Raw genomic sequence first — 18,756 nt, 5'->3', positions numbered from 1 at the left:
CAGGTCGGCCGCCACCATCAGCTGCGCGCCGCACATCGCGGAGGGCAGCAGGCCGATCGAACCGCCACCCACCATCCGGCGGGCGATCTGCGGGGCAGCCAACGCCACGAACCCGATCGGACCGGCGGCCGCGGTGGCCGTCGCCGCCAGGCACACCCCGACCAGGAACAGCGCCGCCCGGGTCCGCTCCACCCGGACGCCCAGGCCGCGGGCCAGGTCGTCGCCCAGGTCGAGCAGCCGCAGCTGCCGGGCCAGCACCAGGGCCAGGGGCACCAGCACGGCCAGCGCCCACGAGACCGGCCGCACGTGGTCCCAGCTCCGGCCGTTGAGGCTGCCGGTGATCCACACGACCGCCCGCTGCACCTCGAAGATCTCGCCCCGGGTCATCAGGTACTGGGTGGCCGCCACCAGGGCCGACGTGACGCCGATGCCGACGAGCACCAGCCGGTAGCCGGCGATCCCCCGCCGGTAGGCCAGCGCGTAGACCACCAGCGAGCTGGCGAGAGCGCCCGCCAGCGCCCCACCCGTCACCTGCAGGGTCGTGCCGTGCAGGTTGATCACCACGAACGCCGCCGCGAAGGCGGCGCCGGCGTTGACGCCCACCACGTCGGGGCTGGCCAGCGGGTTGCGCACCAGGCGCTGGAAGATCGCCCCCGACATCCCGAAGGCGGCACCCACCAGCAGGCCCGTGAGGCCCCGGGGCAGGCGCAGCGTACGGACCACGAAGTCGGTGCCGGCGTCGCTGCCGCCCAGCAGGCTGCGCACCACGTCGGCCACCGGCAGCGGGTAGTCGCCGACCGTCAGCGACCGCACGAACACCGCCAGCGCCCCACCCGCCAACCCCAGGGTGACGATCACGGCCCGCGTGTCGACCCGGGTCGACAACCGGAGGCCCAGCAGCCGCACCCGGACGGCCCGACCGGGGAGCGGGACAGCGGCCGTGGTCGCCGGCGCCGTCGCGGTGGCCGTCACAGCGCCGCCAGGTTCCGGCGGCGGACGAGGGCCACGAAGAACGGCGTCCCGATGACGGCGGTCACGATCCCCACCTGCAGCTCTCCCGGGCGGGCCAGCACCCGGCCCAGCACGTCGGCCGACAGCAGCAGCGTCGGCCCCAGCAGCAGCGACCACGGCAGGATCCAGCGGTAGTCGGGGCCGGTGATGGCGCGGGCGACGTGGGGCACGGTGAGGCCCACGAAGCCGATCGGGCCGGCCGCGGCGGTGGCGGCGCCGCACAGCAGGATCACCGCCAGGGCGGCGACGGCCCGGCCCAGCCGCACCCGCGCCCCCAGGGACCGGGCCACGTCGTCGCCCAGCGCCAGCGTGTTGAGGAGCCGGGCCGACGCGAACGCCAGCACCGCGCCCACCAGCAGGTAGGGCAGCACCTGGCGGAGCACCTCGCCGTCGCGGCCGGCGATCGAGCCGACCACCCAGAAGCGGTACTGGTCGAGGCTGGTGACGTCGAGCAGCAGGATCGCGGAGGTGATCGAGGAGAGCAGCGCCGTGAGCGCCGCGCCCGCCAGGGCCAGCTTCACCGGGGTCGCCCCGCCCCGGCCCGCCGAGCCGAGCAGGTACACCACCACCGCGGCCACCCCGGCACCGAGGAACGCGAACCACACGTAGGTCGACAGCGACCCCACGCTGAAGGTGTGGATCGCCACCACCACGCCGAGGCCGGCGCCGGCCTCGATGCCGAGGATGCCCGGGTCGGCCAGGGGGTTGCGGGTCACGCCCTGCATCACCGCCCCGGCCAGACCCAGTGCGGCACCGACCCCGATGCCGATCAGCGTGCGCGGCACCCGGAGGCTGCGCACGACGAGGTGGTCGTTCGACCCGTCGAAGTGGAGGAGGGCGTCGACGACGGTGCCGAAGCCGAGCGGCTTCGACCCGAACGCCACCGAGCTCAGCGCCACCAGCGCCAGCGCCCCGGCGGCGACGACCAGCCCGGCGCCCCGCCCCCAGCGGAGCTTCATGTGGCCGCCAGCTGCCGGGCCTCCAGGTCGGCGACCCAGCGGCACTCACGATCGGCGGCGGCACGCTTCGGGCAGTTGGCACACCAGTCGTCGCCCGAGAGCTTGTAGTAGAGGCAGCAGGTGCCCCGGGCCGTGCGGTGGGCCACGCCACCCGACCAGCCCACCGCCACGAGCGAGGGACGGACGCGGAGTCGCGGCGCCCGGGCCGCCAGGGCGTCGATGAGGGCCGCGACCCGGGGCCAGGACGCCTCGGCGTCGTCGCCGTCACCGTCATCGTCACGGTCGTCGTCGTTGCCGTTGCTGGCCGCGACGGCGGCCGAGTACTGGACGACCTGGTCGGCCACGGCGTCGGCGACCGTGCCCCACATGCCGCCCAGCCCGAACGACGCGTGGGCCCGGATGTGGGCGAACACGGGGTTGAGCAGGGCGACGAGGTCGTCGGCGACCCGGTCCCGCAACGTCGCCTCGTCGACCACCACCGCGACGTCGGGATGGGTGGCGAGCGGGTCGCCCGGCAGGACCAGCAGGGGTTGGGGCGCCACGGCGACGGCGTCGAACCAGCCGCCCTCGTGGCGCCGGACGGCGAGCGAGCGGGGCGCGAGCCGCCACGCCCGTCGCTCGCCCACCAGTTGCGTGGCGACGGGCCCGGCCAGAAGGGACCCCAGCCACGACGCGAGGTACGAGCCGGCGACGTCGCTGCACCCCTTGGTGGTCCGGGCGCGCAGGCCCGCCAGCCACGAGGCGACGAGCCGGTCGTCGGCGACCACCTCGTCGAGGCGGTGCCAACCGGCGCCCTGCGGCGTCGCCATCGAGTAGCCGCACCAGGGATCGACCGCGTCGAGCCGTGCGAGCACGGCTGCCAGCGGTCGCTCCCCGGTCATCACGTTGTTAGGCTTGCCTAAGACACAGGCATAAGTCAACCTGCGATGACTTTCCGGGCCGCCGACGGTCTGAACCTCGAGGACGTCCGAGAGGAGAGGATCATCGTGACTGGATCTTTGGGCAGCATGCTGCTGGCCAGCACCGACCCCGACCGGCTCAAGGCCTGGTATGGCGAGGTGTTCGACGTCGAGCCCGACGCCGACGGGTTCCTGCAGTTCGGCGGCGTGGCGGTGCTCGTCGACGGGCGTGACGACGTCGCCGACCGCAACCCCGAGCCCGACCGCGTGATCCTGAACTTCCACGTGGACGACGCCCGCGCCACCGCGCGCCGCCTCGCCGAAGCCGGCGCCACGCTGCTGGTCGAGCCCGAGTGGCGGGGCCAGGCGTGGTTCGCCACCGCGCTCGACCCGGACGGCAACTGCCTGCAGCTCATCGAGCTGAGCGACGAGTACTACTCGAGCCGGGGCCGGAAGCGGCCCACGTCGGAGTCGGCGTCGGAGCCGGCGTCGTCGGGCACCGGCGCGCTGGGACGGGGCAAGGCCGCCTCCCGGCTGCCGGCGCAGGACCTCGACCGGGCGCGGGCGTTCTACGCCGAGAAGCTCGGCCTCGAGCCGGTCGAGGAGCGGCCCGGCGGCCTGCGCTACCGCTGCGGCGACACGGTGTTCTCGCTGTTCGCCTCGACGGGAGCGGCGTCGGGCCAGGCCACCCAGATGGGCTGGGTCGTCGACGACATCGAGGCGACGGTCGCCGAGCTGCGCGGCCGAGGCGTCGTGTTCGAGGACTACGACGTGCCCGGGCTCGAGACCGTCGACGGCATCGCCGAGGTCAGCGGGAACTACCCCTCCGACGGCGGCATCGGCGAGCGGGCCGCCTGGTTCCACGACAGCGAGGGCAACCTCATCGGCCTCGGCCAGACCCTGCGCTGAGGCTTCCGACGCTCGTACCCTGACCGGCATGTCGGGGTTGCCGGAGATCGACGTCGGGCCCCTGCTGGGGCGGCCCGGCGACGTGGGCGACGTCGCCGGCGCCATCGACCGGGCGTGCCGCGACGTCGGCTTCTTCTACGTGGTCGGCCACGGCGTCGAGCCCGAGCTGCTCCGACGCCTCGACGCCGCGGCCCGGGAGTTCTTCGCCCTGCCCGAGCCCGAGAAGGCCCGCATCGCCATGGCCCGGGCCGGCCGCGCGTGGCGCGGGTGGTTCCCCCGCCGAGCTCCGCGACACGGTGCTGGCCTTCCTCGACGCCATGACCACCCTCGGCCGGGCCATCCTGCGAGGCATGGCCCTCGGGCTCGGCCACCCGGCCGACTGGTTCGCCGACCACCACCTCACCGACGACCCGCTGGTGCTCTTCCGCATCTTCCGCTACCCGCCGGCACAACCCTCCGAGGAACGCTGGGGCGTCGGTGAGCACACCGACTACGGCCTGCTCACCCTGCTCGCCCAGGACGGCAACCCCGCACTCCAGGTGCGCACCCCGAGGGGCTGGGTCGACGCGCCGCCCCGACCGGGGAGCTTCGTGTGCAACCTCGGCGACATGCTGGAGCGGCTGAGCGGTGGCCGGTACCGGTCGACCGCCCACCGGGTGCGGAACGGGAGTGACGCGGAGCGGCTGTCGTTCCCGTTCTTCCTCGACCCCTCGTGGGACGCGGTGGTCGGTGCCGCCGGGAGCACCTACGGGGACTACGTCATGGGCAAGGTGGCCCGGGTGTTCCCGGACCTCGCGGCCAGCGACGAAACTTCGACAGAAGTGGCGCCATAGCAGCCGTTCCTGTCGAAGTTTCGGGTCTGGTCGAGGTTTCGGGGCTGGGTCAGCAGTGGGTGACCAGGTTGTCCCGCTGGAGGAGCAGCCGGTGCCAGATCGCGGCGTAGCCGGGCCTCACCGGGCGCAGGCGGGCCGTCATGACCGGGCCGTCGGTCTCCACCGAGTCGATCTCGAGCTGCTCGCTCCACGGCTCGCCCGACTGCAGGGACCGGCCCTCCGCCACCAGATCCTGCAGCGTTTCGGCGTTGGCCTCGGCGGCCTCCGCGGACTCGTGCACGTAGGCGATCACCACCACCGGGCCGTCGTCGTCGGCGATGGCCCCGGCAACCCCGGTGAACGGCTCCTGCAGCGCATCGGTGCACGCCGCCTCGAGCTGCTCGGGCGACCCCAGGCTCGACGCGAGGTCCAACGACAGGGTGCCCCGGTACAGCAGGGCCGAGTAGGCGTCGGCGTCGTCGACGGCCTGCGCCAGCGACACCATCACCTCGTCGTCGGCCACGGTCGGAGTGCCGGACCCGTCGCCGCGCGCGGCGTCCATCTCCTCGGCGGAGCGGGTGATCACCAGCCGGTCGTCGTCGAGCGACAGCCACTGCGGCTCGCCCAGCGGCCGGGCGGGCGTCCGCTCGTCGAGGTTCGTCTGCACCTCGGGGTCGCCGGCGATCCACACCCCGTCGTCGGGCTCGCCGAGGGCCTCGGTGATCCGGTCCTCGTCGAAGCCGCCGTCCATCACGGTCACGCTGTTCGGCGGCGCCTGCAGCTCGACGAAGCTCCGCACGTCGAACACGCTCCAGCCGACGTCGTCGACGAACTCCTCGAGGCCGACCATCTCCTCGATGTGGGCGACCTCCGGCGGCATGACGGCCACCGGCGTCCGCTCGCTGTCGCCCTCCAGCACCTGCCCGGTGATGGTGCTGATCACGTCCATCTGGTCGTCGAAGGCGGCGGCGTCGGGTGAGTCCGGCAGCTCGACGCCCGCCAGCCGGGCCGCCCGGGCGAGGTCGCCGTACGCCACCGTCAGGGTCCCGTCCTCCTCCGCGGACGACGGGACCGGCAGCGTGCCCAACATGGCCTCCACCCCGTCGCTACCACCGCCGCCCGGCAGCCCGCCGCCCCCGTCGTCGTCGTCGGAGGAGCAGGCCGCCAGCGGCAGCAGCAGAGCAGTCACGAGTCCGAGTCGTCGCCACATCCGGGCGACGCTAGTGGGCTAGCCGACGAGGACCGGTTCGCGGCTGTCCTCCTCCTCGGCCGGCTCGCTCGTGCCGCCCTCCAGGTCGAAGGTGGGCAGGATCCGGTCGAGCCAGCTCGGCAGCCACCAGTTCCAGTCGCCGAGCAGGCGCATGGTGGCGGGCACCAGCACCATCCGGACGATGGTGGCGTCGACCAGCACGGCCGTGGCCAGGCCCAGACCGAACATCTTGATCGTGGGGTCGTCGCCCAGGGCGAAGGCGGCGAACACGCTGATCATGATCAGCGCCGCCGACGTGATGACCCGGCCTGTCGCCGCGATGCCCTCGATGACCGCGCTGTCGCTGTCGCGGCGGGCCAGGTACTCCTCCCGCACCCGGGAGAGCAGGAACACCTCGTAGTCCATGGACAGGCCGAACAGGATGGCGAACAGCATCATCGGCAGGAACGACACGATCGGTATCGACTCCTCGACGCCGAACAGGCTGCGCCCCCAACCCCACTGGAACACGGCCACGATCACGCCGTAGGCCGCGCCGATCGACAGCAGGTTCATGACCGCGGCCTTCAGCGGCACCGCGATCGACCGGAACACCACCATCAGCAGCAGCACCGACAGCAGGATCACGGCCCCGATGAACCAGAGCAGCCGGCCCTGGATCTTCTCCGACAGGTCGATGAAGCTCGCCGTCGCCCCGCCGATGTGGACCGCGGTGGCGCTGTCGGCCGCAACGCCCGCGGAGGCCAGCGCCTCCGGCACGACGTCGTCGCGCAGCCGGTGGATGAGGTCGTTGGTCGCCTCGTCCTGGGGCGACGTGGTGGGGATCACTCGCAGCACGGCCGCGGTGCCGTCGTCGTTGAGCCGGGGCGGCGCCACCGCCTCGACACCCGGGTCGGCGTCGACGGCTGCGGACAGCCCGTCGAGCACCGCGGCGGAGGAACCCTCGCCCGAGCCGAGCTCCACCGACAGCACGAGCGGGCCGTTGAAGCCGTCGCCGAAGCCGTCGGCCAGCAGGTCGTAGGCCCGACGTGTGGTCAGCTCCTCCGACTGGCTGCCGTTGTCGGGCCAGCCCAGCCGCAGGCTCAGCACGGGGGCGCTGGCCAGGCCGAGCACCACCATGCCGAGCGTCAGGTAGCGCCAGGGGTGGGCCGACACCTGCCGGCCCCAGCGGTGCCACAGCGACTCGCGGCCGCTCTCGACGAGCCCGGTCGAGGCCCGCATCCCGGGCAGGCGCAGGGCGTTCACCTTGTGCCCGGCGAACCCGAGCAGGGCCGGCAGCAACGTGAGCGCCACGGCGACCATGACCGCCACGGTGAGCCCGGACATCAGGCCCATCACCGTGACGGCGGGGATGCCGGCGATGGCCAGGCCGGTGATGGCGATCACCACGGTGATCCCGGCGAACAGCACGGCCGAGCCCGAGGTGGCGATCGCCCGGCCCACCGCCTCCTCCACGGACATGCCCTTGTGCAGGTTCTCGCGGTGGCGGGTGACGATGAACAGGGCGTAGTCGATGCCCACGCCGAGGCCGATCATCGAGGCGAGCGTGGGCGCCACGTTCGACACGTCGACCACCGCCGACGCGACCGTGATGAGCCCCACGCTGGCGAGCAGGCCCACCAGGGCGACGCCGATGGGCAACCCCATCGCCACCACCGACCCGAAGGCCACCAGCAGCACCACCATGGCGACCGCCAGGCCGATCAGCTCCTCGCCACCGGGCTCGGCCCCGGAGGCCTCGCTGGGCAGCTCGCCGCCCAGCTCCAGGGTGACGAGGCCCGAGTCGTCGGCGGCCTCGGCCACGCCCTCCAGGCGACCGAAGGCGGCCTCGCGGATGTCGTCGGACGGCACGGCGTACTGGACGTCGGCGAGCCCGACGGTCCCGTCGGGCGAGAGCTGCAGCTCGCCCACCCCGCCCACGTCGGGCTGGGCGGCCACGTCGGAGAGGGCCGTGGCCACCACGGCGGCAACGTCGGGCGAGGTGAGCGTGCTGCCCTCGTCGGCGGCGAACACCAGCTGGGCGGAGGTGCCGGCTGCCGCCGGGAAGTCGTCTTCGAGCACGTCGAGCGCCCTCTGGGACTCGACGCCGGGGACGCTGAACTCGTCGCTGGACTCTCCCCCTGCGGCCTGGCCGAGGACGAGGATGCCGATCGCGGCGACCACCCAGACGACGACCACGAGTCGCCGCCGGCGGACCGCGCCGCGACCCAGTCGGTAGAGGAGGAGTGTCATGGGAAGACATTGTGGCATAGACTGCCAGTTGTCAACCTATGACATATGACACGCCATAGCCGGGAAACAGGCCATCATGAAGAGCATGACTCCAGGGTGCAGCGTGCCCGGGCTGCGGGAACGCAAGAAGGCCCAGACGCGCGAGGCGATCATCGCCGCGGCCCTCGAGCTGTTCGAGCGCAAGGGCTACGACGCCACCACCATCGAGGAGATCGCCGAGGCGGCCGACGTGTCGCCCCGCACGTTCTTCCGCTACTTCGACTCCAAGGTCGACGTGGTCATGGCACCCAAGGACGACTCGGACGACGAGTTCGGCAACCGGCTCAGCGACCGCCCACCCGAGGAGGGCCCGGTCGAGGCCACCCGCCAGGTGATCCGCACCACGCTGGCGGCGGTCATCGCCGAGGACCCGGCGTTCGTCCGGCAGATGCGGGTGATGCTCTGCACCCCCAGCCTCCAGGCCACCGCCCGGGAGCACTTCAACGAGCACCACGACGACATGGCCGCCGACTTCGCCGAACGCATGGGCATCGCCAAGGACGACCTCCGTGCCCACGTCGTCGCCTCCGTGGTGGGCAACACCATCTGGACCGTCGTCAGCCGCTGGCTCGCGGAGAACAGCCCTCCGGAGACCCTCCTGGAGATGATCGACGAGGCGTGCAACCTGCTCTCCAACGGCATCGACCAGCCCGTCCAGCCGTGAGCGAGCTCCAGGAGCAGGCGCGACGCAACCTCTGGATGCACTTCTCCCGGCTGGGGGCCTACGCCGACGCCGAGGTGCCGGTGATCGTGAAGGGCGAGGGCGCCTACGTGTGGGACGAGCACGGCACCCGCTACCTCGACGGGCTCTCCGGCCTGTTCACCGTGCAGATCGGCTACGGCCGCACCGAGCTGGCCGAGGCCGCCGCCCGCCAGGCCACCCAGCTCGCCTACTTCCCGCTGTGGGGCTACGCCCACCCCACCGCCGTCACCCTGGCCGCCCGCCTGGCCGACCTGACCCCCGGTGACCTCAACCGGGTGTTCTTCACCAGCGGCGGGTCGGAGGCGGTCGAGTCGGCGTGGAAGCTGGCGCGCCAGTACTTCCGGGCGATCGGCCAGCCGCTGCGCTCCAAGGCGATCAGCCGCACGATCGCCTACCACGGCACGTCGATGGGAGCGCTGTCGATCACCGGCCTCCCGGCCCTCAAGGTGCCGTTCGAGCCGCTCGTGCCCGGCACCGCCAAGGTGGCCAACACGAACCGCTACCGCTGCCGGCTCTGCTCGCACGCATCCGCCTGCACGCTGTCGTGCGCCGACGACATCGAGGACGCCATCCTGCGGGAGGGGCCCGAGACCGTGGCCGCCGTGTTCCTCGAGCCGGTGCAGAACGCCGGCGGCTGCCTGGTGCCGGCCGACGGCTACTTCGTCCGGGCGCGCGAGATCTGCGACCGCTACGGGGTGCTGCTGGTGTCCGACGAGGTGATCTGCGCCTTCGGTCGCCTCGGCCACATGTTCGGCGCCGAGCGCTACGGCTACCAGCCCGACATCATCACCTGCGCCAAGGGCCTCACCTCGGGCTACTCGCCGCTCGGGGCGATGCTGGCCAGCGACCGCCTGGCCGAGCCGTTCCTCGAGGGCACGGCCACCTTCAACCACGGCTTCACGTTCGCCGGCCACCCGGTGAGCTGCGCCGTCGCGCTGGCCAACCTCGACGTCTTCGAGACCGAGGACGTGCTCGGCAACGTCCGCCGCCACGAGGCCGACCTGCGGGCCCGGCTGGAGGGCCTGGCCGACATCCCCATCGTCGGCGAGGTGCGGGGCGCCGGCTACTTCCAGGCGATCGAGCTGGTGCGCGACCAGGCGACGAAGGAGAACTTCACCCCGGAGGAGCGTGAGTCGCTGCTGCGCAGCTTCCTCCCCGGGCGCCTCGCCGAGGCCGGGCTGCTGTGCCGCGCCGACGACCGCGGCGGCTACCCCGTCGTGCAGCTGGCGCCACCGCTGGTGTGCGGCCCGTCGCACTTCGACGAGATCGAGGCGGCCCTGCGGACGACGCTGACCGCCGCGGCACAGCGATACCGCGCGTAATCCCCGCTAGACGCACCGACTGGGCATGCCCGGTGCTCGATCCGCGAAGATGCCCCGTCGAAAAGTGCAGCGCAGGCATTGAGGCTGGGGTCGAAATGCGCCGAATACCCATTCGTTTCAAGCTCGTCGGCGCCCTCGCGGTGCCGATGCTGGGGCTGTTGACCGTCATCGTGATCGAGGTGCTGGGCACCACGGCGGCGGCGCAGGAGGTGCGCGACCAGACGGCGATGGCGACCGCCGTGATCGGTCCGTCGGGGCTCATGTCGGGGCTGCAGGACGAGCGCAACTGGTCCTCGGTCGAGCTCATCGGCCAGGAGTCCGTGGTGGCGCTGCAGGTGACCGGCTACGAGGAGACCCGCCGGCGCACCGACGCCGCCATCGCCGAGTTCCAGCGGGACGTCGCCAGCAAGGGCGGCGCGGTGGCCCAGGCCTACGGTCCCGCGCTCGAGGGGCTGGGCGATCTCCAGGCGCTGCGCGCCGACATCGACGCCTTCACCGCGCCCCGCGGCCTCGAGAACAACAACTTCGCCGACACGATCTTCAACCGCTACGCCGAGCTGATCGACCCGTTCCACGACGGCAACACCCGGCTGGCGCTGGCCATCGACGACTCCACGCTGCGGGAGGGCGTCGAGCTCATCGACGTCAGCTCGCGGCAGATGGAGGTGGTGGCGACCGTCCTGCGCGACGTCCTCCAGGGCGAGCTCAACGGCGGCATCGAACGCCCCGACATCCGGAAGATCGCGGCCGGGGCGAACGAGTTCCGGCGCCACGACCGCACCCTCACCGAGGCGCAGGGGCCGTACGCCGACGACAGCCCCGAGAGTCGCAACCTGGCGGCGTTCGCCGCCGAGGTGCTGGCCGCCACCGACGAGGCCATCCAGGGTCGGGTCGACATCACCGCGGTGCTGGGGGTCGCCAGCGTTCCCGTCGAGGACTCCTACATGGGGCGCCGTGACATGGTGTCGCGGCAGCTGGTCGACGAGGCCGACACGCTGGTGAGCGCCGCCGACCGCCGGGTGGCGCTGCTGCGGGCGCTGGCCCTGATCGCCGTGGTGGCCGCGGCGGTGGCGACGTGGGTGGTGTCGCGGTCGATCACCGGGCCACTGCGGGCGCTCACCCGGCAGGCCACCGACATGGCCAACCACCGGCTGCCCGAGGCGGTCGTCGGGATCCTGGACACGCCGCTGGGCGACGACGTGGTGGTGCCGGAGGTGGACTCCGTGGCGGTGGAGACCAGCGACGAGGTGGCCGACGTCGCCGACGCCCTCAACACCGTGCAGGACTCGGCGCTCAGCCTGGCGTTCGAGCAGGCCGTGCTGCGCCGCAACATCGCCGACTCGTTCGTCAACCTCGGGCGCCGCAACCAGAACCTGCTGTCGCGCCAGCTCAACTTCATCACCGAGCTCGAGGCCAACGAGACCGACCCGGACATCCTGTCGAACCTGTTCCGGCTCGACCACCTGGCGACGAGGATGCGCCGCAACGCCGAGTCGCTGCTGCTGCTGGCGGGGATCGACCCGCCACGGACGTGGTCGGGGCCGGTGCGGGTCAACGACGTGATCCGCGCCGCGCTGGGCGAGGTCGAGGACTACCAGCGGGTGGTCGACCGCGGCGTCGAACCCGCGCTGGTGCTGGGCATGGCCGCTGCCGACCTCGCCCACCTGCTCGCCGAGCTGATCGACAACGCGCTGATCTACTCACCGCCGGACCAGGCCGTCGAGGTGCGCGGCGGGCGCCGCTCGGACGTCGAGGGCGGCGGCTACATGCTCGCCGTGATCGACGCCGGCCTGGGCATGCGGCCGGAGGAGCTGGACCGGGCCAACCGGCGGCTGCGGGGGGCGGAGTCGTTCACGATCGCCCCGTCGAAGTACCTGGGCCACTACGTCGCCGGCCACCTCGCCGCCCGCCACGGCATCGGCGTCACCCTCTACGCCTCCCAGGGCGGCGGCATCACGGCGGTCGTCCACCTGCCGACACCCCTCATGGTCGAGGCCGAGCCGGCCATCTCGGTGCCGATGTTCTGAGGAGCCGAGCGGATACGGCGCAAGGCACAGCCCACGAGTCCGGCATTTGGCGGCCGAGTACCACCTCAACAGCGAGGCTCCCGGCAACGCAGCACCGCAACACGAGACAAGGTGGACCTGTCCGCGCACGTTCTAGGTCGCGTCGCCCATGAAGCCGAGGGCGGGGGCCTCCTCGCCCGGCGGGGGCGGGGGCGGTACCGGATCGAGGGTGAAGATGCGGGTGGTGCGGCCCTCGGCGGTCTCCTCGTGGACCAGGCGGAGGCCGGGCGGCCGGTCGTCGTCCTGCAGGTGGGCCAGCTGGGGCCGCAGCCGGCCGGCCGTGTACCAGTCGACCACCAGGTAGTGGGCGCCGTAGTGGCGGGCGTAGGCCATGATCTCGTCGAAGTCGGCGTACGGGATCGCCATCGTCGGCCGCTCGGCGTAGTAGGCGGCCACCATGCTGCGGGTCATCACCCGGTCGTCGGGGTCGGTGTGGGCCGCCAGCCACTCCCCCGCCCGGCGCTGGTCGAGGTGGTCGCCCGGGTGCCACCAGCCGCCGGCGCCGTAGAACGCCCCCAGCGACGACGCCGCCAACAGCACCAGCAGCACCGCCATCGTGGGACCGCGGGCGCGGCGCGGCAGGGTCGGCACCGTGGTTCCGGCCATGACGACGGCGACCGCCGCGGTCACGATCAGGTAGCGGGGCTGCACGAAGAAGGCCAGGGCCGTGCCGACCGGCAGCAGCGCCACGATCGCCAGCAGCTGGGTCCCCCGCTGCCGGCGGGCGCGCCAGGCGCCGGCGACCGCCAGCACCCACACCGGCAGCGGCAGCAGCCACCAACCGCCCACGTTCTTCCCCAACGACACGACGTTGGTGCCGAGGATGCCGGCGTAGCCCGCCGGGTCGTCCTCGGCGAGGCCGGTGAGCGGCGTCCGGTCGTCCTGGATGTGGAGGCCCGAGTCGTCGAGGGCGTAGAGCACCTCGTCACGGGCCCGGCGGTCGCTGCGGGCGACGGCGTGCCACGCCTCGATGGAGGCGTCCTGCGTCTTGGCGGTGAGCTCCCACCTCCCGGTGTGGGTGTGCAGGAACGAGGCGTACGGCACCACGCACACGGCCAGGGGCAGGGCGAACACGGCCGCGGCGAGCGCCCCGGCCCGGAGACGGCGGCCGCCACCGGCGCGCGCCGCCACGACCAGCACCGCGACGCCCAGCGGGGCCGCTGCGAACAACCCCTCGGGGCGGGTCAGGTAGGCCAGGCCGACGCACAGTCCCCCGCCCGCGAAGCGGGCCAGCTGAGCAGGCCCCTCGCGTCGGGACGCCGCCACCACCAGGTACGCGGCCGACACCACGAGCAGGGTGTACTCGGCCTCGGAGCCGGCGCCGCGGGCGGCGGGGGTGGTGGCCAGGCCGGGCGCCAGGGCGGCGACCCAGGCGGTGGCGACCGCGGCCTTCGGGCCGGCCAGGCGGTGGGCGAGCAGCGTGAGGACCACCACCAGCGCGGTGCCGGCGAGGATCGTCAGCCACACGGTGCCGGTGTGCGGGTCGTCCACCAGGTGGCTGGCGGCCCCCAGCAGAGCCGGCACCAGCGGCGGGAAGTGCAGCTCGGCGTGGCCGTCGCGCTCGTAGCCGTCGCCGTCGGCGAGCGACAGGCCCGAGCGCAGGTAGGCGGTCTCGTCCACCGAGGGGGCGTCGTCGGTCAGCCCGATGGCGACCCGAAGCCCCAACCCGACCACCAGCGCGGCCAGCACCAGCAGCAGGGCACGGCGCCCGGTGTCGTCGCCGCCGTCGCGCCGCGGCGCCGGGGTCTCGACGGAGGGAACGTCGGCCGGCGCGGGGGTCGCCAGCGACAACACGGACATCGGTCCCGGACGTTAGGAAGCCCCGGTTACGCCCGAATGGCCGCCGGTCGCCCACCCTGCGACCGAACGGCGAACAGTCAGCGGCGCACGACGTGGGCGATGGCGAGGCCCACCGCGATCAGAGCCAGCACCGCCCCGTACGTCATCGCGAAGAGGATCCCGAGCGGGCGCCAGCTGCCCACCTCGGTGAAGTCGCCCCGCTCACCGAGGCAGAAGAGGCTGAAGCTGGTGCTGGTGCCCTCGGCGCCATCGACGGTCGTGCGGACCACGTACGAGTCGGACTGCCCGTCGGGGCAGAGCACGGGCGCCGTCCACCGCATGGCGCCCGGGTACACGACCAGCCCGATCGACAGCACCACCAGGATCGCCACGGCCACGCCGACGAGCACCGCCAGCCAGATGAGGAAGAACCGCAGCCACATCAGCGCTGGACCCCCACGACGACGGCGTCGGGACCGAAGGTGACCGAGACCGTGCGTCGCCGATCGGAGACCGTGATCGTCGTCTGCGGGTCGGTGCCCGCGGCCGGCCGGGCGATCGTCGCCCCCGAGGCATGGCCCCTGGCCAGGTCGGCCTCCTCGAGTGCCGCGTCGACCATCGCGTCGAAGCGGCGCAGGCCGGCGGCCTCCGCGGTGAACACCGTCGACTCCAGCGACTCCTCGGTCGACGACCGGGCCACCGGCTCCGGCCCGTCGAGTCCCCTCCCGCCGAACATGCCGCTGGTGCCGAAGTCGTAGGCGTCGAGGTCCTCGGTCGTGCCCGGGACCATGACCTCCAGCGCCACGTGCGACGCCACCACGCTGACCGACCGCAGCCGGGGGGTGGCCTCGCCCTGGTCGTCGGCCACGGCGGCGACCGCGTCGAGCAGCACCTCCTGGCTGAGGCCGCCGCCCCGCGACTCCACCTCCTCCTGGAGGTCGTCCCGCGTCACCGACCCGACGCACGCCACCAGCACCGTCGCCGCGCCGGCCAGGATCACCCGGCCGAACCACCCGCTCGCCCGCACGTCAGTGTCCCGAGTCGCAAGTCATGCTGCGATTTCGACGGGTCTGAACGCCGCTCACTGCGTCCTCCTCCTCACCAGGGGCCCCACCCTGCCTGCGTCGCATCCTGCTGGGCCGACCCGGCTTGCCGCGACGCCCAGCCTCCGCCGAAATCATCACCGGACTCACGACTCGGGACACGCAACCTAGTGGGCGGCGCCGGCCACCATCCCGGTCTCGTCGGAGGCCGCCGCGGCGGCCTCGTGCGGGAGGGCGGCGACCACGTGCGATCCGACCAGCCGATCGTGGAGGCCGGTCGCTCCCCCGCTGCGCACGACCGAGACGAGCAGGACGGCCCGCCACAGCAGCGACGCCGCCGTCAGACCGGCGAGGGTGGCCCGCACGGGCGTCGAGTCGACGACGACGACCCCCACCGCGCACCACACGAGCGGCTGGGCGCCGTTCACCAGCGCCCAGCGGACGATCGAGGCCTGCAGCGACAGCACGTCGCGGGTCCCGGCGGCGAACACCCGCAGCTGCATCTGTCGCTTGCCCGGCGTGCCCGCCAGTTGGTTCGACGACACCTCGTAGCAGACGCCCACGAACCAGCCCATGAACACGAGGCAGAAGGCGGTGACCGCCAGCTCCTCACGGCGGTGGTCGGCGCCCTCCGTGGAGCTCAGCACCACGGCCGGCACCAGGAACGCCACCTGGATCACGAGGACGAGCGCCTCGTCGATCCCCCGCGCCGCGATCCGCCGCAGCGGACCGCTCCCAGCCACCATGGTCCGCATGGTTGCACGTTCGCGCCGTGCGGACCGTGCGGGTGTCAGTCGGCGGGTCGGGTGCGCCGCTTCGAGATGCGGGCGACGAGCACGCCGAGGCCCAGGAGCGCCACGCCGATCAGGGCGAGGACGCCCGACTCGGCGCCGGTGTCGGCCAGCCGGGGACCGGGCGCGGTGGTGGGCGGTGCCGGCGGGGGCGGGGGCGGGGTGCTCGACGTCGAGGGGGCGGTCGTCGGTGTCGTGGAGCTGGAGCTGGAGGTGGACGTCGGCATGGTGGTCGACGTGGTGCAGGGGCACGTCGTCGTGGTGGTGCTGGTCGACGTCGACGTGCTCGTCGTGGTCGTCGGCGGCGGCGGGACGTGGCCGGCCACCCACATCTGCATGATCGGCGAGCCGCTGAGCCGGCTGAACGTGAGGCGCAGCGTGGTGAACGACGCCGTCGGCATGAACCAGCCGGCCGCACCCGACGTGTCCGGGCCGGAGCCGACCAGCGTCGACGTGACCGGGTTCCACGTCGGCACGTCCGTGTGGGTGCCGGGGCCGCAGGGCGTCGGCGTGTTGTTGCAGTAGTTGAACGTGCCCCGGAAGCCGAGAGCGGCCGCAGGGACGGGTGCTCCGCCGGCGTCGAACGCCTCGATCCGCACCGCGTCGGCGTCGATGTCGCCGAAGGCGAAGCCCCAGCCCGACGCGGGCGTGGGGGCGCCGAACGTGAACGTCGTGGTCGACGGGTTGACGCCCACCGTGCGCAGGTTCAGGTACGGCCGGTTCTGCGAGCTGCCGAACTCGGTGCCGAACGGCGTGCTCGCGCCCAGGTACGCCGACGCACCGCTCGGGACCTGCGGGCTGTCGCTGTTGGTCTGGAAGGTCGCGTTGGGGACCTCGGTGGTGGGGACGGCGAGCGTTCCCGTGGAGCTCGGCGGGGTCCCGCCGACGGACCATTGGGCGTAGGCCGACGGGATCGCCTGGCCCTGGACGCCGGTGGCAGTGGCCAGCAGGGCGGTGACGGCAACCGGGAGGAGGAGCGCGAGCTTCGACACGACGGCCGCAACGTAGTCCCCGAACCACACACAGTGGTGGATCAGCCAGTCACCAGGTGTCGATGCAGGGGCGCTTCTTGCCGGTGCGGGGCGGCGGCGGGGGCGCGGCGGCGAACGTCGTGGCGATCCAACGGCGGCTGTCGGCCGGGTCGATCACGTCGTCGATCTCGAAGTGCGACGCCACGTTGACCGCCTTCCCGTGCTCGTAGGCGCCGGCGACCATCCGCTCGAACGCCTGCTCCCGCTCGGCCTCGTCGGCGATCGCGGCCAGCTCCTTGCGGAAGCCGAGCCGCACGGCGCCCTCGAGGCCCATGCCGCCGAACTCGCCGGTCGGCCAGGCGACGCAGAACAGCGGCGACTTGAAGCTCCCGCCCGCCATCGTCTGGGCACCGAGGCCGTAGCCCTTGCGCAGGATGATCGTGCCGAACGGGACCGTGATGCTGGCGCCGACCACGAACAGGCGGCTGACGTGGCGCACGAGGGCGGTCCGCTCGGCGTCGGGGCCGACCATGATCCCGGGCGTGTCGCACAGGAACAGCACCGGCAGGTCGTAGGCGTCGCAGAGCTGGAGGAACCGGGCGGCCTTGTCGGCACCGTCGGCGTCGATGGCGCCGGCCAGGTGCAGCGGGTTGTTGGCGACGATGCCCAGCGGCCGGCCCTCCACCCGGGCCAGCGCCGTCACCATGCCGAGGCCGAAGTGGCGGCGCAGCTCCAGCACCGAGCCGGTGTCGGCCAACGTCTCGACCACGGTCCGCACGTCGTAGGTCTGACGGCGGTTCTCGGGGATGACGGCGCGCAGGTCCTGCTGGGGGGCTCGGGACCACTCGGCCTGCACGTCGCCGGAGAAGTACGACAGGTAACGCCTGGCCACCCGGACGGCCTCGGCCTCGTCGGCCACCGCCACGTCGACCACGCCGTTGGGCACCTGCACCTCCATGGGGCCGATGTCCTCGGGGGCGAACACGCCCAGGCCGCCGCCCTCCACCATCGCCGGGCCGCCCATGCCGATGTTGGTGCCCTCGGTGGCGATCACCACGTCGCAGCAACCGAGGATGGCGGCGTTGCCGGCGAAGCAGCGACCCGACGCGATGCCGACCAGCGGCACCAGCCCGCTGAGGCCACCCCAGAGGGCGAACGCCAGGCAGTCGAGGCCGGACACGCCGGGGGCGTCGGTGTCGCCGGGCCGGCCGCCGCCGCCCTCGGCGAGGAACACCACCGGCAGGCGCTGGCGCTCGATGACGTCGAACAGGCGGTCCTTCTTGCGGTGGTTCTGGAAGCCCTGGGTGCCGGCCAGCACCGTGTAGTCGTACGACAGGACGGCGGTCGGGCGGCCGTCGACGGTGCCGACCCCGGCCACCAGCCCGTCGGCCGGCGTGCGCTCGACGAGGTCCTGCAGCTCGCGGCGGCGACGCTGGGCGGCGATCGCCAGCGGCCCGTACTCGACGAAGCTGCCGGGGTCGACCAGGTCGTCCAGGTTCTCGCGGGCGGTCCGCTGCCCGGTGCGGCGACGCTTGGCCACGGCGTCGGGGCGGGCGGTGTCGAGGCCGAGGCGGTGCCGCTCGACGACCTCGGCGAGGCCAGCCCGCTCGGCGTCGGTGGCGCCGGTCGCGTCGGCGGCGGCCGGCGCGGTGTGGTCGCCGGGAGCGACGGTGGCGAGCAGGTCGCCGACCTTCACGGCGTCGCCGTCGGCCACGTCGACCCGGTCGACCGTGCCGGCGAGCCCCGCCTCGACGACGTACTCCATCTTCATCGACTCGATCACCACGACGGCGCTGTCCGCCCGCACGGCGCTGCCCGGCACCGCCGGCACCCGCACCACGGTCCCCTGCACATGTGCGCGCACCTCTCCCATGCCGCACGGTTCTAGCCGCACCCGAGTCTTTTGTGGTCGCTCACGGACTCTTGAGTCGTTTGTGATCGGTCTCCGTACCACAACAACCAACTCGGGCCCGGTTTGGCGACCACAGAGGACTCGGGTTGTAGGTTGCC

16 protein-coding genes are annotated in these 18,756 nt (G+C 73.1%); 5 read left to right on the top strand and 11 right to left on the bottom strand.

Features of this window, described 5'->3' with window-relative positions:
- The 3 genes from VK611_29915 to VK611_29905 form a co-directional block, all read right to left on the bottom strand.
- Positions 1–972: iron chelate uptake ABC transporter family permease subunit (locus VK611_29915; GenBank protein HMG45587.1), on the bottom strand; the 972-nt coding region annotated here is incomplete at its 3' end.
- Positions 969–1,970 (bottom strand): iron chelate uptake ABC transporter family permease subunit, encoded by a 1,002-nt coding sequence (locus VK611_29910; protein HMG45586.1) that lies wholly within the window; start codon positions 1,968–1,970, stop codon positions 969–971. The genes VK611_29910 and VK611_29915, both read right to left, overlap by 4 nt.
- Positions 1,967–2,851 (bottom strand): (2Fe-2S)-binding protein, encoded by an 885-nt coding sequence (locus VK611_29905; protein ID HMG45585.1) that lies wholly within the window; start codon positions 2,849–2,851, stop codon positions 1,967–1,969. The genes VK611_29910 and VK611_29905 overlap by 4 nt, the downstream gene beginning before the upstream one ends.
- A 105-nt stretch (positions 2,852–2,956) precedes the next feature.
- Here VK611_29905 and VK611_29900 point away from each other — a divergent pair, with 105 nt between their 5' ends.
- Positions 2,957–3,778: a VOC family protein gene (locus VK611_29900; GenBank protein HMG45584.1), complete on the top strand. Its 822-nt coding sequence runs from the start codon at positions 2,957–2,959 to the stop codon at positions 3,776–3,778.
- Positions 3,779–4,074: 296 nt separating this feature from the next.
- Complete coding sequence (locus VK611_29895; protein ID HMG45583.1) at positions 4,075–4,611, top strand: 2OG-Fe(II) oxygenase family protein; 537 nt, start codon at positions 4,075–4,077, stop codon at positions 4,609–4,611.
- 49 nt (positions 4,612–4,660) lie between these two features.
- On the opposite strand, the gene VK611_29890 is transcribed toward VK611_29895, so the two are convergent.
- Together VK611_29890 and VK611_29885 are read right to left on the bottom strand one after the other, a co-directional pair.
- Positions 4,661–5,800: a hypothetical protein gene (locus VK611_29890; GenBank protein HMG45582.1), complete on the bottom strand. Its 1,140-nt coding sequence runs from the start codon at positions 5,798–5,800 to the stop codon at positions 4,661–4,663.
- A gap of 18 nt (positions 5,801–5,818) precedes the next feature.
- Positions 5,819–8,032, bottom strand: a complete 2,214-nt coding sequence (locus VK611_29885) for an MMPL family transporter (protein ID HMG45581.1) — start codon at positions 8,030–8,032, stop codon at positions 5,819–5,821.
- A gap of 85 nt (positions 8,033–8,117) precedes the next feature.
- On the opposite strand from VK611_29885, the gene VK611_29880 reads away from it, so the two are divergent.
- From VK611_29880 to VK611_29870, 3 genes are all read left to right on the top strand, one after another.
- Positions 8,118–8,735, top strand: a complete 618-nt coding sequence (locus tag VK611_29880) for a TetR family transcriptional regulator (GenBank protein HMG45580.1) — start codon at positions 8,118–8,120, stop codon at positions 8,733–8,735.
- Positions 8,732–10,096, top strand: a complete 1,365-nt coding sequence (locus VK611_29875) for an aspartate aminotransferase family protein (protein HMG45579.1) — start codon at positions 8,732–8,734, stop codon at positions 10,094–10,096. Before VK611_29880 ends, VK611_29875 begins: the two co-directional genes overlap by 4 nt.
- Before the next feature lie 95 nt (positions 10,097–10,191).
- Positions 10,192–12,123 (top strand): ATP-binding protein, encoded by a 1,932-nt coding sequence (locus VK611_29870; GenBank protein HMG45578.1) that lies wholly within the window; start codon positions 10,192–10,194, stop codon positions 12,121–12,123.
- Positions 12,124–12,255: 132 nt separating this feature from the next.
- Here the strand turns inward: VK611_29870 and VK611_29865 are convergent, their stop codons facing one another.
- The 6 genes from VK611_29865 to VK611_29840 all read right to left on the bottom strand — a co-directional run bounded on the left by VK611_29865 (position 12,256) and on the right by VK611_29840 (position 18,619).
- Entirely contained in the window at positions 12,256–13,962 is a 1,707-nt protein-coding gene (locus VK611_29865; GenBank protein ID HMG45577.1) for a glycosyltransferase family 39 protein, read from the bottom strand.
- Positions 13,963–14,039: 77 nt separating this feature from the next.
- On the bottom strand, positions 14,040–14,384 hold the full coding sequence (locus VK611_29860) for a hypothetical protein (protein HMG45576.1): 345 nt from the start codon (positions 14,382–14,384) through the stop codon (positions 14,040–14,042).
- Positions 14,384–14,968 (bottom strand): hypothetical protein, encoded by a 585-nt coding sequence (locus tag VK611_29855; protein HMG45575.1) that lies wholly within the window; start codon positions 14,966–14,968, stop codon positions 14,384–14,386. Before VK611_29855 ends, VK611_29860 begins: the two co-directional genes overlap by 1 nt.
- 183 nt (positions 14,969–15,151) lie before the next feature.
- Entirely contained in the window at positions 15,152–15,730 is a 579-nt protein-coding gene (locus VK611_29850) for an RDD family protein (protein ID HMG45574.1), read from the bottom strand.
- Positions 15,731–15,774: 44 nt separating this feature from the next.
- A complete protein-coding gene (locus VK611_29845; GenBank protein HMG45573.1) occupies positions 15,775–16,767 on the bottom strand; it encodes an LPXTG cell wall anchor domain-containing protein in 993 nt (330 codons plus the stop codon).
- 49 nt (positions 16,768–16,816) lie between these two features.
- The gene (locus VK611_29840; GenBank protein HMG45572.1) at positions 16,817–18,619 is read right to left on the bottom strand and encodes a carboxyl transferase domain-containing protein; all 1,803 of its coding nucleotides are present in this window, start codon (positions 18,617–18,619) and stop codon (positions 16,817–16,819) included.
- Positions 18,620–18,756: the final 137 nt, after the last annotated feature.

This window comes from Acidimicrobiales bacterium (genome assembly GCA_035316325.1).
Lineage (GTDB): Bacteria > Actinomycetota > Acidimicrobiia > Acidimicrobiales > VFJN01 > DASXTK01.
This window is presented reverse-complemented; position numbering and strand designations above follow the sequence as displayed.

Excerpts from the sequence above, each read along its gene's own strand:
- VK611_29910 (HMG45586.1), bottom strand. The coding sequence starts at position 1,970 with ATGAAGCTCCGCTGGGGGCGGGGCGCCGGGCTGGTCGTCGCCGCCGGG.
- VK611_29905 (HMG45585.1), bottom strand. The coding sequence starts at position 2,851 with ATGACCGGGGAGCGACCGCTGGCAGCCGTGCTCGCACGGCTCGACGCG.
- VK611_29890 (HMG45582.1), bottom strand. The coding sequence starts at position 5,800 with ATGTGGCGACGACTCGGACTCGTGACTGCTCTGCTGCTGCCGCTGGCG.
- VK611_29885 (HMG45581.1), bottom strand. The coding sequence starts at position 8,032 with ATGACACTCCTCCTCTACCGACTGGGTCGCGGCGCGGTCCGCCGGCGG.
- VK611_29880 (HMG45580.1), top strand. The coding sequence starts at position 8,118 with ATGACTCCAGGGTGCAGCGTGCCCGGGCTGCGGGAACGCAAGAAGGCC.
- VK611_29870 (HMG45578.1), top strand. The coding sequence starts at position 10,192 with ATGCGCCGAATACCCATTCGTTTCAAGCTCGTCGGCGCCCTCGCGGTG.
- VK611_29865 (HMG45577.1), bottom strand. The coding sequence starts at position 13,962 with ATGTCCGTGTTGTCGCTGGCGACCCCCGCGCCGGCCGACGTTCCCTCC.
- VK611_29860 (HMG45576.1), bottom strand. The coding sequence starts at position 14,384 with ATGTGGCTGCGGTTCTTCCTCATCTGGCTGGCGGTGCTCGTCGGCGTG.
- VK611_29850 (HMG45574.1), bottom strand. The coding sequence starts at position 15,730 with ATGGTGGCTGGGAGCGGTCCGCTGCGGCGGATCGCGGCGCGGGGGATC.
- VK611_29840 (HMG45572.1), bottom strand. The coding sequence starts at position 18,619 with ATGGGAGAGGTGCGCGCACATGTGCAGGGGACCGTGGTGCGGGTGCCG.